Annotated in this window: 19 protein-coding genes; all 19 read right to left on the reverse strand. The window is 48.9% G+C overall.

Annotation, left to right across the window (positions count from 1 at the left end; all coding sequences use genetic code 11):
- Window positions 1-87: 87 nt before the first annotated feature.
- On the reverse strand, window positions 88-870 hold the full coding sequence (locus GGC63_RS12825; protein ID WP_192702685.1) for an RNA-binding protein: 783 nt from the start codon (window positions 868-870) through the stop codon (window positions 88-90).
- Window positions 871-879: 9 nt separating this feature from the next.
- The gene (locus tag GGC63_RS12830; protein ID WP_079910472.1) at window positions 880-1149 is read right to left on the reverse strand and encodes a YggT family protein; all 270 of its coding nucleotides are present in this window, start codon (window positions 1147-1149) and stop codon (window positions 880-882) included.
- Between the two features lie 26 nt (window positions 1150-1175).
- A complete protein-coding gene (locus GGC63_RS12835) occupies window positions 1176-1604 on the reverse strand; it encodes a cell division protein SepF (protein ID WP_079910473.1) in 429 nt (142 codons plus the stop codon).
- Window positions 1605-1744: 140 nt separating this feature from the next.
- Window positions 1745-2428 carry a YggS family pyridoxal phosphate-dependent enzyme gene (locus tag GGC63_RS12840; RefSeq protein WP_192702686.1) on the reverse strand — a complete coding sequence of 228 codons (684 nt, stop codon included), beginning with the start codon at window positions 2426-2428 and terminating at the stop codon, window positions 1745-1747.
- 29 nt (window positions 2429-2457) lie between these two features.
- Window positions 2458-3315, reverse strand: a complete 858-nt coding sequence (gene pgeF / locus GGC63_RS12845) for a peptidoglycan editing factor PgeF (RefSeq protein ID WP_192702687.1) — start codon at window positions 3313-3315, stop codon at window positions 2458-2460.
- A gap of 172 nt (window positions 3316-3487) precedes the next feature.
- Window positions 3488-3790: a YlmC/YmxH family sporulation protein gene (locus GGC63_RS12850; RefSeq protein WP_079910476.1), complete on the reverse strand. Its 303-nt coding sequence runs from the start codon at window positions 3788-3790 to the stop codon at window positions 3488-3490.
- Between the two features lie 184 nt (window positions 3791-3974).
- The gene (gene sigG, locus GGC63_RS12855; protein ID WP_079910477.1) at window positions 3975-4757 is read right to left on the reverse strand and encodes an RNA polymerase sporulation sigma factor SigG; all 783 of its coding nucleotides are present in this window, start codon (window positions 4755-4757) and stop codon (window positions 3975-3977) included.
- A 172-nt stretch (window positions 4758-4929) separates the two neighbouring features.
- Entirely contained in the window at window positions 4930-5652 is a 723-nt protein-coding gene (gene sigE / locus GGC63_RS12860; RefSeq protein WP_028549292.1) for an RNA polymerase sporulation sigma factor SigE, read from the reverse strand.
- 71 nt (window positions 5653-5723) lie between these two features.
- The gene (gene spoIIGA / locus GGC63_RS12865; protein ID WP_192702688.1) at window positions 5724-6644 is read right to left on the reverse strand and encodes a sigma-E processing peptidase SpoIIGA; all 921 of its coding nucleotides are present in this window, start codon (window positions 6642-6644) and stop codon (window positions 5724-5726) included.
- Window positions 6645-6780: 136 nt separating this feature from the next.
- Window positions 6781-7227 carry a flavodoxin gene (locus GGC63_RS12870; protein ID WP_192702689.1) on the reverse strand — a complete coding sequence of 149 codons (447 nt, stop codon included), beginning with the start codon at window positions 7225-7227 and terminating at the stop codon, window positions 6781-6783.
- Window positions 7228-7452: 225 nt separating this feature from the next.
- On the reverse strand, window positions 7453-8586 hold the full coding sequence (ftsZ, locus tag GGC63_RS12875; protein WP_079910480.1) for a cell division protein FtsZ: 1134 nt from the start codon (window positions 8584-8586) through the stop codon (window positions 7453-7455).
- 45 nt (window positions 8587-8631) lie between these two features.
- Window positions 8632-9882 (reverse strand): cell division protein FtsA, encoded by a 1251-nt coding sequence (gene ftsA / locus GGC63_RS12880; protein ID WP_079910481.1) that lies wholly within the window; start codon window positions 9880-9882, stop codon window positions 8632-8634.
- A 181-nt stretch (window positions 9883-10063) separates the two neighbouring features.
- On the reverse strand, window positions 10064-10966 hold the full coding sequence (locus GGC63_RS12885; protein WP_192702690.1) for a cell division protein FtsQ/DivIB: 903 nt from the start codon (window positions 10964-10966) through the stop codon (window positions 10064-10066).
- A 281-nt stretch (window positions 10967-11247) separates the two neighbouring features.
- Window positions 11248-12516, reverse strand: coding sequence for a UDP-N-acetylglucosamine 1-carboxyvinyltransferase (murA, locus tag GGC63_RS12890; RefSeq protein WP_192702691.1), 1269 nt, complete (start codon window positions 12514-12516; stop codon window positions 11248-11250).
- A gap of 15 nt (window positions 12517-12531) precedes the next feature.
- A complete protein-coding gene (murB, locus tag GGC63_RS12895; protein WP_079910484.1) occupies window positions 12532-13437 on the reverse strand; it encodes a UDP-N-acetylmuramate dehydrogenase in 906 nt (301 codons plus the stop codon).
- A 219-nt stretch (window positions 13438-13656) separates the two neighbouring features.
- Complete coding sequence (locus GGC63_RS12900; RefSeq protein WP_192702692.1) at window positions 13657-14724, reverse strand: undecaprenyldiphospho-muramoylpentapeptide beta-N-acetylglucosaminyltransferase; 1068 nt, start codon at window positions 14722-14724, stop codon at window positions 13657-13659.
- Window positions 14725-14729: 5 nt separating this feature from the next.
- Window positions 14730-15827, reverse strand: coding sequence for a stage V sporulation protein E (spoVE, locus tag GGC63_RS12905; RefSeq protein WP_079910486.1), 1098 nt, complete (start codon window positions 15825-15827; stop codon window positions 14730-14732).
- A 54-nt stretch (window positions 15828-15881) separates the two neighbouring features.
- Window positions 15882-17300, reverse strand: a complete 1419-nt coding sequence (gene murD, locus GGC63_RS12910; RefSeq protein WP_192702693.1) for a UDP-N-acetylmuramoyl-L-alanine--D-glutamate ligase — start codon at window positions 17298-17300, stop codon at window positions 15882-15884.
- A 3-nt stretch (window positions 17301-17303) separates the two neighbouring features.
- Window positions 17304-18266 carry a phospho-N-acetylmuramoyl-pentapeptide-transferase gene (gene mraY / locus GGC63_RS12915; RefSeq protein ID WP_318781044.1) on the reverse strand — a complete coding sequence of 321 codons (963 nt, stop codon included), beginning with the start codon at window positions 18264-18266 and terminating at the stop codon, window positions 17304-17306.
- Window positions 18267-18340: the final 74 nt, after the last annotated feature.

The raw sequence follows: 18340 nt of genomic DNA on the forward strand, positions 1-18340 counted from the left end.
TCCGAAATTGTTCTATGTCAGACACGTATTGCTATATTCGACAGCAGGCTGCATTTTCCTTCAATCTCCATAAAAAAAATCGGCAATCTATACATATTTGCCGATTTTAACGCGGAATCTGCCTTTTTTGGTCAATCCTTCAATTTCGAGCACTTTAAATCGTCCGAAGCCTTGCAAGGAAACGACGTCTCCGGCCCTTAAAGGCTTGCTCGGATCCTCTTCCTGCTTCCAATTCACCTTACATCTCCCGGCCTTGATCGGAATTAGGATTTTGGCGCGGCTCAAATGGTATACATCGCTTACAATGCCATCCAATCGCAAGGATGCAACCGACAAGCCTATCTCCTCAAGCTTGGTATCGGCTACCATGAGCTTCTCCATCGGCAGCAGCTCCGTCTGGACATGCACCCGATGAACCTGCTGCAGGTTAAGCCGCATGTAATCCGCAACCTCATCAGCTACCAAAAAGTGGCAGCCCTGATCCGATACGTGGATATCGCCGATTTTGTCCCGTTTGATGCCAAGAGCCAGAATCGAGCCCATGTAATCGCTGTGATCGAGCTCCTTCAGCTTATCATCCAGCGATGTGACAGAGATGAGGCTGATCCCCATATCCTCATCCTCAAGGACACGATAGTCTGGAGCCACCAGTGCCCGCCGGCGCTCCGCATGCTCATGCCCCCCATCGAAGCGTACCTGTACATCCATAGTCCGATTCACCAGGGTGGAGAGAATGAAAGCTTGCCGGGGATCCAGGAAATCGGTCAGCTTGACCGAATGCTGTTGAGCCCGTTCGACCCATTCCGCCGCTTTGTCTACAAACCGGTGCTCGTCTGGATGAAAATGCGTGTAAATTTGATCTACATTCAATGCCATCACCTATACGAAAAAGTTTACAATGGCACGAATGCCTTCGCCAATGAAACGAAGAGCGATTAATGCGATAATCGGGGAGATATCGATCATGCCGCCGATAGGTGGAATAAACCGTCTGAAGATGGACAAGTAGGGCTCGCACAGCTTGCCTAAAATCTCACCAATAAAGCTATCTCTTGCGCTTGGAAGCCAGGAAAGCAGCACATAGGCGATCAGCATATATGTATAAATTTCTATGAGCGTGTAAATGTATCCGTCAATCGTGGAATACAAGCTGTTCACCCCGTTTTCAGTTAATGTTAATACCCGTCATGACCCAGTATTTCCGAGATGGAGCCATGAATTTCAACCGTATCCGGCGTACACAAAAAAATGTTAGGTCCAATCTTCGAAATCGAGCCGTTGAGCGCATACACCGTACCGCTAAGAAAGTCTACGATCCGTGTTGCTTGATCCGGCCGGACCAAATGCAGATTGACGACAACTGGACGGCGGGAGCGCAGATAATCGGCAATCTCCTGAGTGTCATCATAGGATTTGGGCTCGGTCAGCATCACTCTCACATTTTTTTGCGAATGGATACTCACGACGTTATTCTTATTTCTACGCATTTCGGTCGGATTGGTTTCAGGTTCTTCCGGCTGCTGCTCGACAACCCGCTCGCGCTCTACCACTTCTTCTTCATCTTGTAATCCCAAGAAGTTCATGAATTTGTTCATGACGCTCATGTCCTCTCCTCCTAAGAGTTTCACCGAAGGTGAAACTTGCATCGTAAGCATTTGCTGAGTTTCATCGTAGGTGAAACTTGCATCGTAAGCATTTGCTGAGTTTCACTGTAGGTGAAACTTACTTCGTAAGCATTCGCTTGTTATTCCTTACCCACAAGAACGGATCCCAAACGGACCCAGGTTGCTCCTTCTTCAATCGCAATCTCGAAATCGTTGGACATTCCCATCGATAAATGAGGCACCTCGTAACCGAGTGCTTTCTCGAGATTCATTTCATCCCTCAATTCCCTAAGCCGGCGGAATACCGGACGGGTCGCTTCCGGCTCAGCCTCATAAGGAGCCATTGTCATGAGACCGACGATGCGGATGTTCTGCAGTTCCCGGACCGCCCCGATAAATGCATTCAGCTCTTCCGGAGGCAGTCCGTACTTCGTCTCCTCCCCGGAAACATTCAGCTGGATAAAGCATTGGGCCGTTATCCCCATAGCAGCTGCCTTTTTATCCACTTCCTTGGCAAGGGAAAGCCTGTCCAGAGAATGGATATAAGCGAATTTCCCCACGACATCCTTGACCTTATTCGTCTGCAGATGACCGATAAAGTGCCAGGTCCCTTGATGGCCGAACGCTTCCCATTTGGCCTGTGCGTCCTGCCACCGATTTTCCCCGATATGATGGAGTCCCTGCTCAAGCACCCTTCCCGTGGTTTCCAGCGAAACATATTTGGTTACCGCAATAATCTGAACCTCGTTACGATCACGTCCGGCACGGGCGCATGCTTGGGCTATTCTGTCTTCTACATATGGTATAGTTTGCGTCAATTGCAAAACGTGAAGTCACCTCAATTCCTATCCACCTATTCATGCAGGCCGATCCACGCAGCCATTCTGCCTGTCTTCCCGCCTTCCTTGCGGTGCGAAAAAAACAAATCGGTGCGGCAGCTCGTGCATAAACTACTTATTTCGATATGTGACGGCAAAATTCCTGCTTTTATCATAATTTGTCGGTTCATTTGTTGCAAGCTTAAGTTATATTTCCCGTTTTCCTTGATTTCATAGATAGGTGCCGCTTGATCCCCCTGCTGATTGACAATATTCAGTTCGTCCATCGTATGTTGAATCTGGGAAATCACTTTATCGTCAACCTCATAGCAGCAGGCTTGGATGGAAGGTCCGATTGCAGCAAGTACCCTCTCCGCCTTAGTCCCATATTGACGTTCCATAGCTTCCACCGTCTTACGGGCGATCTGCAGAACGGTGCCTTTCCAGCCTGCGTGAGCCAAACCGACAGCCCGATGGACCGGATCGAAAAAAAACAGCGGAACACAATCCGCAAATAAGGCATGTAAAAAAATTCCCGGCTCATTCGTAATAAAGGCGTCCTTGGATTGTATCGCCTCTTCCCTAGACAATGTTCCCGCACCTGCGTGCTCGCTCGTCACAACCTGAACCTCATTACCGTGAACCTGCTCAGCGTACGTGCTGTCTTGCAGCTCTATGTTCAAGGCTTCGGCCAGCCGTTCCCGATTGACAATGACATCCTCGGGCTGATCCATGACATGAAGTCCGCAGTTCAGGCTGCTGAACTCCTTCTTGCTTACGCCACCGTGACGGGAAGTAAAGCCGGCCGTTAAACCTATTGCCTGATCCATCCATTGCTTGATAAAAAACAGCTCGCATCCGTTCTCCACTTTTTGCAGCACAAATGGTTCCATCCTTGCGACTCCCTTCGTCTCTCGGTATCCGTTTACCAAACACTCCCTATCAGTATACACGAAAATAAGGCAAAACCTCAAAAAATCTATAACGAAAAAACAGCACACTACCCGATAAGCCCCGCTTGATTAACGGCATGCTCTCGTTCGTGTGCCTTTCCATGAAGTTCATTTATCCCCGATACTGCCGGTTATATTCATACACAGTCGTATCCGTTTCCTCCTGCTGCCGGTAACTGCGAACATCATCGAGCTTCACCAGCACGACATCCATTCCGATTTTTACAATGTTTTTCCACGGGATCACGACATCCGTAGAGCCGCCGAACCAGCCGAACAATCGGCCGCTGCTCGGCACAACGATGGACTCGATTCTTCCCTGCCGGAGATCCAGCTCCAAGTCGCTGATTTGCCCGAGCTTTTTACCGTCCACAATATTGATAACGTCCTTGGTTTGAAAATCCGATATTTTCACGCTGCAACCACCACGTATTCTCATGGATTCTTGACCTGCCGCATAACCTCGCTTTTCCTGCCTCTTATAGATACTATATGTGAGAGTTGGGCAAAATGTCCTTCTTCATGAAAAAAAGACCCACTCCTTGTTGCTTTATGAGTCGGTCCAGTTTGGTTTTAAGGTCAGGCGCTCTAAGCGCGAATTAATTTTTCACATGCTTTTGCATTTGTGAAATAGCTGATTTTTCCAACCGGGATACTTGTGCTTGTGAGATGCCAATCTCATCTGCGACCTCCATTTGGGTTTTACCGTCGAAAAATCGCATGGACAAGATCATTTTTTCCCGGTCATTGAGCTTCCGCATCGCTTCCCGCAGGGCAATGCCTTCAATCCACGATACATCCTTGTTGCGGTCGTCGCTGATCTGATCCATCACGTAGATCGGATCTCCTCCGTCGTGGTAGATCGGTTCAAATAACGACACAGGGTCCTGGATGGCATCCAGCGCAAATACCACGTCTTCCTTAGGCACGTTAAGCGCTTCGGAAATTTCATAAATCGTTGGCTCACGTGAGTTCTGATTCGTCAGGCTATCGCGGACCTGCAGCGCCTTGTACGCAATATCACGCAGGGAGCGCGATACCCGAATCGGATTGTTATCGCGTAAATAGCGGCGGATTTCACCGATAATCATCGGTACGGCATACGTAGAAAATTTAACATTTTGACTCAAATCAAAGTTATCAATTGCTTTCATCAGTCCGATACAGCCTACTTGAAACAGATCATCCACATATTCACCACGATTGTTAAACCGCTGGATAACGCTGAGCACCAACCGCAGATTGCCGTTTACCAATTTCTCTCTTGCCGTTCGTTCATTATTAGTTTGAAGCTGAACGAATAATTCACGCATTTCCGCGTTGGTCAGAACAGGTAGCTTTGCAGTATCGACACCGCAAATCTCGACTTTGTTTCGGGTCACCGTGATTACCTCCCAAGGAGAAACATTACTGTTAATTATCTCCTCGAGATGCTTTTTTATGCGCTGTCTCCCCCTGCCCTGTACCCTTGCGGGAAGGACCGATGCATTTCAAAAACCAATCAAATCAAGCACGGATTCGCTTACAAACGATTCAAAAAAACTTTTTTCCAGTTTACACCATTTTATTGAACTCTTTGCGCAGCCTTTTAATGATGCGTTTCTCCAGGCGTGATATATAGGATTGAGATATGCCCAGCATATCGGCCACATCCTTCTGCGTCTTCTCTTCCCCGTCCTGCAGACCGAATCGAAGCTCCATGATAGTGCGCTCGCGTTCCGTCAGCTTATCCAGCGCCTTATGCAGCAGCTTGCGGTCCACCTGCTCCTCAATGTTCCGATAAATCGTATCATTCTCGGTGCCCAGTACATCGGATAGCAGCAGCTCATTGCCGTCCCAATCGATATTTAGCGGCTCATCGAAGGATACCTCGGTACGAATTTTACTGTTACGGCGCAAGTACATCAAAATTTCATTTTCAATGCATCGCGATGCGTAAGTGGCCAGCTTGATTTTTTTCTCCGGATCAAACGTATTGACCGCTTTGATTAAACCGATCGCGCCAATGGACACAAGATCTTCTATGTTGATCCCCGTGTTCTCAAACTTCCTGGCTATGTAGACAACCAGCCGCAAATTTCTTTCTATGAGCATCGCACGGATGGCCGCATCTCCGGAAGGAAGCTTTTCCAGCAAATATTCTTCCTCTTCGCGTGTCAGTGGAGGCGGCAGCGCTTCACTTCCGCCTATGTAATAGATTTCCTCCCCTTTTAATCCAAGAAACAGCAAAAGACGGAAATAATAGATTTGCAGAATGAGCTTCAACTTCAAGAGCATAATCGTGTTCCTCCTTAGCGTTTGCGGTTTGGTTTCTCTAAGCTGTAAGCCTAGAACGGGGCAAGCATGAGCTATTCGTTGTGCAGCAAATTCGGATGAATAATGGCCTGGTACGCATTATCTGCGCTTAATTTGCCTCCATCTAGTCCGATCAGAACCTTAAGAGCTTCAAATTGCTTGTCATTATGAGTAATGACAACGCGATCCGGTTTAATCGCGAGCATGAACTGTGTACTTCGGTTGACACCACGGTAAGGAACCAGCCGCAAGCGATCCTGCCATTCAAATTCGTCAGTTCCAATGGCGCTCACAATCTGATCGACCTCGGACCGCTCGATCCGTTTTTTCCAAGATTCAGGGATTTTCTCCCCCCATTGGGACAGCTCCATGACCATGACCGGCGTTTTCGTCAGCGGATCGTACAGCTGATTCCCCGTATCGATCAATCCGGTGCAGCTGGATTCAAACTGGTCGATATGCACGTCCACTTTGGCCATATAGGAGGCCATTTCTTCCTTTCGTTTGGAGGCTTGCTGGACATGCCGAAACAGCCAAATCGAGAGAAACAGCACTACAATGATGAACAGCAGCCCTATTTGCAGCCTGTGCTCCACACCTCCGGATTGCGTAAACAAAATACCGTTTATGACCTCGCCGGACGACATCCAGAAATAATGCACTCCTATGATAGCTCCGGCGGCAACAAAGTTAATAACGTAAAAAGCGCCTACGTTTCTCCAAAAATGCTGAAGCCCGCCAAAGCCGTATGCGGTCAATATCATAATGAGAGACAATATAAATTTGACGGCAAACGTGAACATAAACGACAATGGAGGAAAAAACAAAAGCACTACGTAAGCTCCCCCAATAGCAGCGGAACAGAGCAGTCTCCACCAGCGGAACTGCAGCCTTCTCACTTTGGTCGTAGCCATTAGCAGAACCGCATCAATCAGCATGTTGACCAGGAAAATGAGATCTACATATACAACCATTTTCCCTACCTCCCGGTACCCTCTGCATCGGTTGAGCATTCATGCGATGAGACAAGTATATAGTAAGCTTATTCCAAAGTCTGTCTAAACTTGCCGAGCCGGGAGTACTTTTTTTGTCAATTGGTGGAATCGGGTTCTATTCCTTCAGCTTCTCTACAAACCTCACTCCATATTGCCTGCACAGCTCTTTCTCGGCCTGTGAAGGGGATAGCTCAATCTTGAGTCCATCCAGCGCAATCTCGGCTCCGAGCTCCTGCAGCTTGGCTGTAAGAGTGTCTACAGCAGCGCCGTACTCGGCGTAGGAGGAATCGCAAGAGCCGAACACAGCCGCCTTCTTGCCGCACAGATCCAGCTCATCAAGCTCCTCATAGAAATCGAGAAACTCATCTGGCAGTTCGCCGTCTCCCCAGGTATAGGCGCCCAGCAAAATGCCGTCGTATTGCAGCAGCTCGCTACCGCTGGAATCCATAACGTATTTTTGCGTTACATCGCCGCCGGCTTCACGTATCCCTTCTGCTATTTCATCCGCTATAGCCTCGGTGTTGCCTGTCATGCTTGCGAAAATCATGACGATCTTTGACATGGTATTCCCTCCACGATAATATTTTTAAAAGACATCTTATTGATAATGATTATTATTATCAATAAATTAGTGCCGTTGTAAATGATAATGATTATCAACGGTCTTGTCAACACTTTCCTTTCTATCCATCTGTGCACCATTTAAGAAACAACAAAAGCCCCTCAAACCATCCAAAATGGTTAAGGGGCTCTTACATTCGAAATTTAGTTATTGCCTCGGAACAGATTACTTATCAAAGTTACTTCTGCCGCGATTGCGAAGGAAAGTCGGAATATCCAGCTGATCGTTGGAGGTTTGTCCACCGAACGGACGGAGATTGTTTAACCCCCCGCGGTTATCATTGGCCGCTGCATCACTCGAAGGCGAACTGCTGCTTGCAGGCTTGCGCACTTGCTGAGTCTCAGTCTTATGCTCGAATCCTGTTGCAATGACCGTAACTTGAATTTCATCTTTAAATTTCTCGTCGATAACAGCACCGAAGATCATGTTTACTTCCAAATCGGAAGCTGAAGCTACGATATCGGCTGCTTCGTTCACTTCATACAAGGAAAGGTTGATTCCACCCGTAATGTTCATCAGAACGCCTCTCGCTCCATCGATCGAGGTTTCAAGAAGCGGGGATTGAATAGCCTTTTTGGCGGCTTCGGCTGCTCTATTCTCACCTGTAGCAACACCGATTCCCATCAGAGCGGAGCCGCGCTCCGTCATGATTGTTTTCACGTCCGCAAAGTCCAGGTTGATTAGTCCCGGAACGGCGATCAAGTCGGAAATCCCTTGAACCCCCTGACGAAGCACGTTATCCGCAACACGGAAAGCTTCGAGCATCGGAGTTTTCTTGTCGACAATTTCCAGCAACCGGTCATTCGGAATGACGATCAGCGTATCTACCTTTTCCTTCAGAGCTGCAATTCCTTGCTCCGCCTGCATAGCACGCTTACGTCCTTCAAAAGTGAACGGCCTGGTCACAACGCCAACCGTTAAAGCTCCGCATTCTTTAGCAATCTCTGCGATTACTGGAGCCGCACCGGTTCCTGTACCGCCTCCCATACCCGCAGTGACGAATACCATGTCAGCGCCTTTCAGCGTGTTGAAGATCAGCTCTCTCGATTCTTCAGCCGCTTTCTTACCCACTTCCGGATTTGCGCCGGCACCAAGACCGCGAGTCAGCTTGTCGCCGATCTGCATCTTCTGATCCGATTTGGATAGCTGAAGCGCCTGGGCATCCGTATTAACGGTGATAAACTCTACACCTTTCACACCGTTGTCAATCATTCGGTTGACCGCGTTGCTTCCGCCGCCGCCAGCACCGATAACCTTTATCTTGGCAAGACCTTCCATGTCCATATCAAATTCAAACATAGCCTTCATTTTCCCCCTCATTAAGCCTAAAAAGTCATGTGTACCTTAAATAAACTCACTCAACCAATTTTTAAAACGTTCCATGACCGAAGGCCTTTGTTCGCTGGTAGCGGTAGATTTTTTTGGATTCGAGACGGATTTTTTTACTGCACTCGTTTGTTTGGCAATTCGTAAATACTTGAAAGCGTATTGAATAATTCCAACACCACTGGTATAGGACGGGTCGCGTACGCCGATGAAATCCGGCACGGCGATTCGTACTGAAGTCGCTAATTCAGCCTGTGCGACCGCCAGCATTCCCGGCATAGAAACCGTACCGCCTGTCAGCACGTAGCCTCCCGGCAGTTCGGAGAAGCCCAATCGCTGCACTTCCAAATGAACCAAATGAAAAATTTCCTGCACGCGCGGTTCGACGATATTCGCCAAATCTACCTGCGAGAATTCCTTGTCAACGTTACTGCCAATTCGATTTACTTTAAATACTTGATCAGGCGCCGCATGCTCGATAACCGCGCAGCCGAATTTCAGCTTGATTTTCTCAGCGATATCGACCTGGGTTCGCAAGCCGATCGAAATATCATTCGTGATATATTCTCCGCCTATTGGCAACGTAGATGTTGCTACTAGATTGTTTTGTTCAAACACCGCGATAGTTGTCTGTCCGGCACCGATATCCACCAGGACGGTTCCTATTGCCTTCTCGTCCTTGGACAGGCACAGATGCCCCGCCGCCAGCGACATCAGGATTAACCCGCTAACCTTAACTCCTGCTTTTTCCACTACGCGGAGCAGATTATGTATGGCTGTCTTCGCCCCTGTGATGATGGTGGCTTCCACTTCAAGACGAACGCCTATCATACTGCGCGGATCGTGAATTTCATCCAATCCGTCAACCAAGTATTGGTTTGGCACTACACCGATAATTTCGCGCTCCGGCGCAAGAGGAATGACCTTAGCTGCCTGAATGACACGCTCGATGTCCTCGTCACCGATTTCGCGGTCCTCATTCGAAACCGCTACTACGCCATGGCTAGATTGCAAAGCTACATGATTCCCGGAAATCCCAACGTATACCTCTGTTATTTGAATACCAACCATACGTTCAGCATGATCGATCGCGTTGCGAATCGATTGTACCGTCTGATCGATATCGACAATGGCTCCCTTGCGAATACCTTCCGAGTCGGCAGATCCAACCCCTATTATATTAATGGCGCCGTTAACGACTTCCCCAATAATAGCACGAACTTTGGATGTACCGATGTCCAAACTAACAATGATGTCATTGCTGCTCAACCCGTGGCACCTCCTATGTCTTAATAGATATAAGCTTTGATGAAAAGAAAGCTTCTGTACTTATTCCACACGGTTAGGGTTTTCCCTCTTTTTTCACAAACTTTTTTCACACAAACTTGTAGCTAAATATACCATAACGTTAATTCTACCATTAAATCCCTAGATTGAGTAGAGCTTTCTATCAATTCCGGGTCGTTTCTTTGCCGGAAGCAGGCTTGACAGGATCCTTTTTGGAATCGGTCGAACCGCTCTGGGCGTTGGAGGTTGTTTTCTTGTCAGATTTGTTGTCTTTCGGGTTCTGGTTCTGGTTCTGGTTTTGGCCTTTATTTCCATCCACTTCAAACGGGGCGTGGGTATCCACCTCGAGCAAGGTTAAGACACCCGTATTGACCTTATTTTCCTTCAAATTGGAAATATAAGAATCCAGATATTGCAGCTTCTCCGGCAAATAGCCGATGGTAGTCACCACTTCAAACTGTGAACGGGTATACATTTTGATTCGATCCGGATAGGAACTGGATGGATCCGGCTTAATCTCGGAAATATCCGTTAAAGTAGATTCGGGTGCCGAAGCCAACGCTTTGCACAGCTGAAGCTTCAGTTCCAGGCTGTTCCCCCAGCCGGTCAGTATAGGCTTGTCCATAATGAATTTGAAATCTCCGGACATAGGAATCACGCTTCCGTCGGCCAATATGGCCTCAGGCTGATTCGCATTGCCGAACTGATAGGCGACGCGGGGATATTCCTTGACTTCAATATGTATCACACCGGGAAAATGCTTGGTCACTGTGGCGGATTCTACCATTTTCAAAGCCTTGACCTGCTGCTCTACGTTAGAGGAGGAGACGGCAAAAAAATGATCTCCCGCCTTCACCCCGGAGGCTTGCTCAATGGCATCCGCTGTAAGGAGCTCCTGCCCTTCTACCTCGATGGCCGAAATTTTGCTTAAGGACGATTGAAAGAATAGGATGCACAGCAGTGTGATGAAGAAGAGGAATAAGAACAGGAGTAGCCTTTTGCTGCTTCTGGAACGTTTTTTGGTTTTGGGCTTTTGGATGACGGGCAATCTTTGTTCTTGTTGCAAGGTTGTCCCTCCTAAGGGCTTTCCGAAGGAAAGCCTTACTTCGTAAGCATATGCTTGAGTTTTGCAAGGTGCAAAACTTACTTCGTAAGCGTTACTCGGCTTTCTGAAGGAAAGCCTTACTTCGTAAGCATATGCTTTGAGTTTTGCAGGATGCAAAACTTACTTCGTAAGCAAACTATCGAACGAACTATGTAAACCGCCGATATCCCCGTCTAGAAAAAGAGGGGATAAATCAGCGGTAATGGTCATAGGAATCATATATAGATAAGTAAGATAAGAGCTTATTCGGAAGGTACCGGCGATACGCGATGAATATTGGCTCCAAGACGCGACAGCATGAGCTCAATCCTATCGTAACCCCGGTCAATATGATGAATCTGCTCAATCACCGTAGTTCCTTGAGCGGCAAGGCCGGCAATGACAAGGGCTGCGCCCGCCCGCAAATCCGTTGCTTCAACCGTGGCACCGTACAACCTGGGCACACCTTTGATGAATGCCGAGTTCAAGTCCAATCGTATATCCGCACCCATGCGGGAAAGCTCATCAACATGCTTGAATCTTCCTTCAAAAACCGTTTCTTTCACAATGCTGAGTCCATCCGCCAAAGATAACAATACCATAATCTGGGATTGCAAATCCGTAGGGAATGACGGATGAGGCGATGTGACAATACGTTCCACCGATTTAGGTCTCGCTAAGCAGCTTACGTTTATTATATCACCGTGAATGCCTATTTGAACACCTGCGCGCTTGAGCACGTGAATCGCAGACGTCAAGTGAGCGGGACATACATTTTCCAATGTTACATTCCCTCTCGTTACCGCTGCGGCGATCATCATCGTGCCTGCAACAATACGGTCCGGAATAATGCGATATGCGCATGGCGTTAAATTCGATACCCCTTCTATTGTGATGGTATCCGTACCCGCTCCTATAATTTTGGCGCCCATGGCATTCAAGAAATTTTGCAAATCTTGTATTTCCGGCTCCCTGGCGGCATTCGAAATCGTAGTCATGCCTTTGGCCATTGCTGCGGCCATCATAATATTCTCTGTTGCTCCGACGCTGGGGAAGTCCAGCACGATCTCGGCTCCTCGCAGCTCTTTGGCCGTACAGACAATCGTATTAGCGGTTTCTTCAATTTCAGCTCCGAGCGCCGTAAGACCGTTCAAATGTAAATCTATTTTCCTTTCTCCTATGGCACATCCGCCCGGCTGATAGACTTGAACCCGGCCAAAGCGCGCCAACAACGGCCCCATCAAGAAAATGGAGGATCTCATTTGACTCATCAGGCTTTCGGGAATGTGATGCGAGTTCGCAGTGGATGTATCGACGGTTACCGTATCTTCATGATGATCGGTTCGGCAGCCTAATGCTTGTAAAATGCCCAGCATCACTTGAATATCCGACAGGTCAGGCACGTTGCTGATTTCAATCGTCCCCTCCGCCATCATGCCCGCCGCCAATATGGGCAGCGCCGCATTCTTTGCACCATGAATCTTGATGGCTCCCGATAGAGGTCTCCCGCCTTCGATAACCAACTTTTCCAAAGTCCCACCTCCGATTTACCGCTCACCCACCACCAATACCTCGGGCACAAGCTTAATGCCGTTCTTTTCAAAAACGATACGCTGTACCTGTTCGATGAGAGTGAGCACGTCCTGAGCTGTCGCTTTCCCGGTGTTGACGATGAAATTGGCATGCAGCGGTGAAACTTCGGCCCCTCCGACTTTATACCCCTTCAATCCCGCTTCCTCAATCAGCTTTGCGGCATAATGTCCTTCCGGATTCCGGAACACACTTCCACAAGTAGCCAATTGCAGTGGTTGAGTCCGTAAACGTCTTTCTTTGTAGGCTGCCGTAGTCTCTGTAATTTCTTTTTTGTTGCCGTACTGCAGCTGGAATACAGCCTCGGTGACGATCCCCGGTTCCTTCTGCAATAAAGAATGACGATAATCATACTCGAAATCGGCCTGCTGCATCGTTACCAATTCTCCTGTCGGGAGCAGCACTTCAGCTCTTAACAATATGCGTGACACATCGGACCCGTGAGCCCCGGCGTTCATATAGACGGCGCCTCCCACCGTTCCCGGAATGCCTCCGGCAAACTCGAATCCGGTCAAACCTTCCTTGCTGGCCATGACGGACAGCTTAATCAAGGAATAAGCTCCTCCGGCATAGGCAATATCGCCTTCAAACCGCAGTGTCTCCATAGACGGGCCAAGCTTGAGGACGATGCCGCGTATTCCTTTATCCGCAACCAGCATGTTGGAGCCGCGTCCGAGAACGGTCCAGGACGTCTGGTGCCGATGCAGCAGCTTGACGGCTTCGACCAGCTGCTCCTTCGTCTCAGGGATAAGCAGCACATCGGCCGGCCCGCCGATCTTCCAAGTGGTATGAGGCGCGAGCGGTTCATTCAGCAAGCATTCTCCGTATGCTCCGCTCAGCAATTGTGATATGACCTGTTGCATGGGAAAACCTCCTTCACAGAACTCCAGGGCATCCGTTTTGGGGCACAGCGCTATCGTAACGATGAACAACAGATTAAACACTATTGGATCATCTCGCTTGAACGCCGGCCCTATCATCGTAAAAGCTCGGGTGTCTGTCACGGTTATAGTGTAGTTTATGTAAAATCGGTAATAGTGTGACAATCGCCCAGACAGTTTCTTCAAACTGCAGGAGCCGCATTATTTTAGACATGTTTCTTCTATCAGCCGGATAATGGTATCCGTGGCGCTGTTTTGTTCGGTGGATCTAATGTTGGCCGCCATCCGTTCCCGGTTAGCGTACACGCCATGAATCCCTTCAATTAAGGATTCCGGAGTCAAATTCTCTTCGTACAGCACTTCCGCATAGCCTTTCTTTTGAAACGAAGCCGCATTCAACAGCTGGTCGCCCCGGCTTGCCTGCTTGGTCAGCGGAATCAACAGCATCGGCTTGCCTAATGACAGAAACTCGAAGATCGACGTAGCGCCCGCACGGGATACCACAAGATCCGTCATAGCTAATATATCGGCCAATTCCTCATTGATATATTCAAACTGCTTGTAACCCCTGCGTTTGGCGTAGGCTTCATCCGTCTGGCCTTTGCCGCAAAGATGGACGATCTGATAATGCTCCAATAACGTATCGAGTGAACTGCGAACCGCGCTGTTGATCTTTTGTGCGCCAAGGCTTCCGCCCATGACAAGAAGGACGGGCTTTTGCTTGTGAAAATCACACAGATCCAGGCCCCGATGGGCTTTTCCTTGCAGGATCTGCTCGCGTATCGGCAAGCCTGTGCATATGCCTTTACCGCTTTTGATATATTTAAGCGCTTCGGGAAAGTTAACGCAGATTTGATTGGCGAAAGGAACCGAAATTTTGTTGGCCAGCCCTGGAGTAATATCTGACTCGTGGCAGATAACCGGGATCCGGTTCAACCAGCTTGCCACAATGACTGGAACGGAGACGAATCCGCCCTTGGAGAACACAATGGACGGCTTAAGCTTGCGAAGCAGCCTATAGGCGTCTCCGACGCCCTTAATAACCCTGAAAGGGTCCTTTATATTTTTCAAATCAAAGTATCGCCGCAGCTTGCCTGATGAGATAGAATGATAGGGAATTCCGGCATGCTGAATGATGTCTTTTTCGATTCCCTGCTTGGAACCGATATATTGAATGTCCCAACCCTGCTTTTTCAATCTTGAAATGAGCGCGAGGTTAGGAGTGACATGTCCTGCCGAACCGCCTCCTGTAAAGACGATAGTTTTCAAGCCGTTCACCTCGCATAGCGGGAAATATTTAATAGGATGCCGATAGAGGTTAGCATCAGAGTCAGTGATGAACCGCCTGCACTAATTAGCGGCAGCGTAATGCCCGTAACTGGGAACATGCCGATGACGACCCCGATGTTAATCACAACCTGAACGGCAATCATGCCGACAATGCCCGTTGCCAGCAGGCTGCCGAACGTATCGGGAGCAGTAATCGCAGTCCGCATACCGCGCCAAACCAACAGCATAAACAAAATAAGAACAAAAGAGCCCCCAATGAAGCCAAGCTCCTCCGCAATAATAGAGAAAATAAAATCCGTCTGCGGCTCGGGAAGATAGCTGTACTTTTGCCGGCTCATCCCAAGCCCTAATCCGACGAGTCCTCCCGGACCGATGGCATACAGCGATTGTATGGCTTGGTATCCGGCGCCCAGCGGGTCCTGCCAGGGATCGAGGAATGCCGTTATCCGCTTTAAGCGGTACGGAGCGGCGATGACAAGCCCGACAAACCCGGCGACACCTACCATGCCTAAATACGATAAATGGAGCAATCTAGCGCCTGCCGCATAAATAATGAGAAGAGATGCCCCTACGAGCACCGCACCCGTCCCCAGATCGGGCTGAAGCATGATGAGGCCGAAGGCCAAGCCTACCAACCCCAGAGGAGGCATAAGTCCCTTCGTAAACAGCGTAATTTTACTCTGCTGCTCGGACAGCATTTTCGATAGAAATAAGATCATGCCCATTTTCATAAATTCGGACGGCTGAATACCGAAAGATCCGATCCCGAGCCAGCTGCGGGCTCCCCCGCGAATAACGCCTATGCCTGGAATTAGCACAATCACCAGAAGGGCAAAGCAGATGATAAGGCCGATTTTGGCATACTTTTTCCAAACCAGATAATCTACATTCATTGTAAATATCATGGCTGCTATCCCGAGAACGGCAAATAGTAGCTGTCTTTTCAAATAATAGTACCAGTCTCCAAACTCATGAAACGCCAGTACGGCGCTGGCGCTGTACACCATTACCACGCCGATAGCCAAGAGCATCATCGTACATACCAACATTGTTACATCCGGTGCAGACCGCGCTTTTGCCATGCATGCCACCTCTTACCTTATAAAATGGTAGGGTAGGCTTGTATACCCCCCTCTTTAAAGGGTATGCACGGACTGCCTAAACATTCTTCCCCTTTCCTCGTAGGAAGGAAACATGTCCCAGCTGGCGCACGCCGGAGATAATAGGACCACATCTCCCGCCTTAGCCATCGCCGCAGCCTGTCGAACCGCTTCGGTCACCGTGTCCTGCACACTGTTAGCAGTATCGACCAATTTGATTTGACTCATGCCTGCAAGCTTGGCGACATGACTTATTTTCTCTTTGGTTTGACCAATGGCGACCAATCCCTTGACCCTGGTTTGGAATACAGGCAGCAGGTCCATATAATCCATGCCCCGCTCCAGACCTCCGGCGATAAGGATAACGTCCTGCTCGAAGGATTCTATCGTTTTTATCGTTGCCGTAGGATTCGTAGCTTTGGAATTGTTAAAATACAGAACCCCGTTGAGCGTTGCTACGTGCTCTAACCGATGCTCCACTCCCTTGAACTCCTTCAAAACCTCAGCGATGATTTCGATAGACACGCCGAACGTCAATGCGGCACAAGCCGCTGCAGCCGCGTTCTCTACGTTAAAGCTCCCGAAAATCCCCAGCTCTTTCACCCCTACGATACGATGGGTCTTTCCTTGAGCGTCACGGTAGACAATACTGCGCTCAGCATCAGGCACGTCATCTGAGAAGGACGGCAGAACGAAAACGCCATAGGACAGCTCCTCCTTGGTCGAAAAAGGAAAGACGGAAGCTTTGACTTCCTGGGCCACTCGACGGCATACAGGATTGTCCCAGTTCAGCACAGCTGTATCTTCAGCGGTCTGGTTAGCGAACAGCTTGACTTTTGAAGCTATGTAGTCCTCCATTGTTCCATGGTAGTCCAGATGGGTTTCATACACATTTAACAGGCAAGCCACTTGAGGCCTGAAGTCCGTAGTGCCCTTCAGCTGAAAGCTGCTCAGCTCGACTACCATATGGTTGTCGGGGCCGGCCTCCAAAGCCGCTTCGGTTAAGGCACGACCTATATTGCCTGCCACAATAGGCTTTAACCCTGCTTTATCCAGCATGAGCCCAATCCATGTGGTGGTTGTCGTCTTTCCGTTGGAGCCGGTTATACAAACCATCGGCGCTTTGCATACATGGTAGGCAACCTCGACCTCGGTAACGATTTCTATGCCCAGCTCCAGCGCTTTTTGAATCGGCTCGATCGTATAGGGGATCCCCGGGTTTTTCACGACAAGCTTCACGCCTTCGTGAATCAGCCCGGACGGATGGCCCCCGCAAATAACAGAAATACCCAGAGCCGTAAGTTCATCGGCCTCAGGGCATAAGTCGCGTTCCTTTTTATCGTTAACCGTGACGTCGGCTCCCAGCTCATGGAACAGCTTGGCTACAGCGACGCCGCTGCGAGCCAAACCTATAATGACCACTTGTTCGTTCTGATATGCTTGTGGATGCTTCATATGCTACAACACCTCGTTTACGAATAGTCCGATTCCCGCCAAAACGATGCCTGTTGCCCAGAAGGTGATGACAACACGCCATTCGGACCAGCCAACCAGCTCAAAATGATGATGAATCGGGCTCATTTTAAATACGCGTTTGCCCCTTGTTTTGAAGGAGACGACCTGAATGATGACCGAAAGCACTTCGACTACGAAAACCCCGCCAATCAGTACAAGAAGAATTTCCGCTTTGGTCAATATGGCTACTACGGCAAGACCTCCGCCGATACCAAGCGACCCCGTATCCCCCATGAACACCTTGGCCGGATGGGCATTGAAAACGAGAAAGCCCAGCACAGCTCCTACCATGGCAGCAGAGAACACCGCTACATCAGGCATCGTATTATTTAATGCAATAATAGCATACGCCCCAAATGCTACTGCACTTGTCCCCGCCAGCAAGCCGTCCAATCCATCGGTAAAATTCACCGCATTGGACGTCCCCAGCATCATAACGACGACAAATGGGTAATAAAGCCAGCCCATCGGGATCGTATAATCGATAAAGGGAATGCGAACATCTGTGCTGTGACCGATTTTGGCAAGCAGGATACAGACGATCACCGATACGATCAGCTGACCGAGCAGCTTTTGTTTGGCTGTTAAGCCTAGTGAACGCTTCAGCAAGATTTTAATATAATCATCCATAAATCCAACTAATCCGTAACCGAGGGAAGCGACCAGCAGAATGATCATTTCCATGCTCTTATCGGCAAAACGCAGCACCGCCAGCGCCAGAGCGAACAGGATGATCGTGCCTCCCATGGTGGGCGTTCCCGCTTTTTTCAAATGACCCTGCGGTCCGTCCGTACGGATTTGCTGTCCAAATTTCAACCTCCTGAGCAGAGGTATGCCCAATGGTCCCATAATGACGGCAAGCAGGAACGCTGCCCCCAAAGTGATCATGACCACGTTAAAATCCACAATTAAGTCCCCCTAAAACTTTCCGTAGGAAAGTTACATCGTAAGCATCATCAAACCTATATGACGGAAAAATG

Source organism: Paenibacillus sp. OAS669, from assembly GCF_014873645.1.
Classification (GTDB): Bacteria; Bacillota; Bacilli; order Paenibacillales; family NBRC-103111; genus Paenibacillus_S; species Paenibacillus_S vulneris.

Bases quoted from the DNA above. Each gene is read 5' to 3' on its own strand.
- sigE (WP_028549292.1), bottom strand. From the start codon at position 5,652: ATGCTCTTGAAGTTGAAGCTCATTCTGCAAATCTATTATTTCCGTCTT.
- murB (WP_079910484.1), bottom strand. From the start codon at position 13,437: ATGCAACAGGTCATATCACAATTGCTGAGCGGAGCATACGGAGAATGC.
- GGC63_RS12835 (WP_079910473.1), bottom strand. From the start codon at position 1,604: ATGAGCGTCATGAACAAATTCATGAACTTCTTGGGATTACAAGATGAA.
- pgeF (WP_192702687.1), bottom strand. From the start codon at position 3,315: ATGGAACCATTTGTGCTGCAAAAAGTGGAGAACGGATGCGAGCTGTTT.
- ftsZ (WP_079910480.1), bottom strand. From the start codon at position 8,586: ATGTTTGAATTTGATATGGACATGGAAGGTCTTGCCAAGATAAAGGTT.
- GGC63_RS12870 (WP_192702689.1), bottom strand. From the start codon at position 7,227: ATGTCAAAGATCGTCATGATTTTCGCAAGCATGACAGGCAACACCGAG.
- spoVE (WP_079910486.1), bottom strand. From the start codon at position 15,827: ATGGCAAAAGCGCGGTCTGCACCGGATGTAACAATGTTGGTATGTACG.
- murD (WP_192702693.1), bottom strand. From the start codon at position 17,300: ATGAAGCATCCACAAGCATATCAGAACGAACAAGTGGTCATTATAGGT.
- spoIIGA (WP_192702688.1), bottom strand. From the start codon at position 6,644: ATGGTTGTATATGTAGATCTCATTTTCCTGGTCAACATGCTGATTGAT.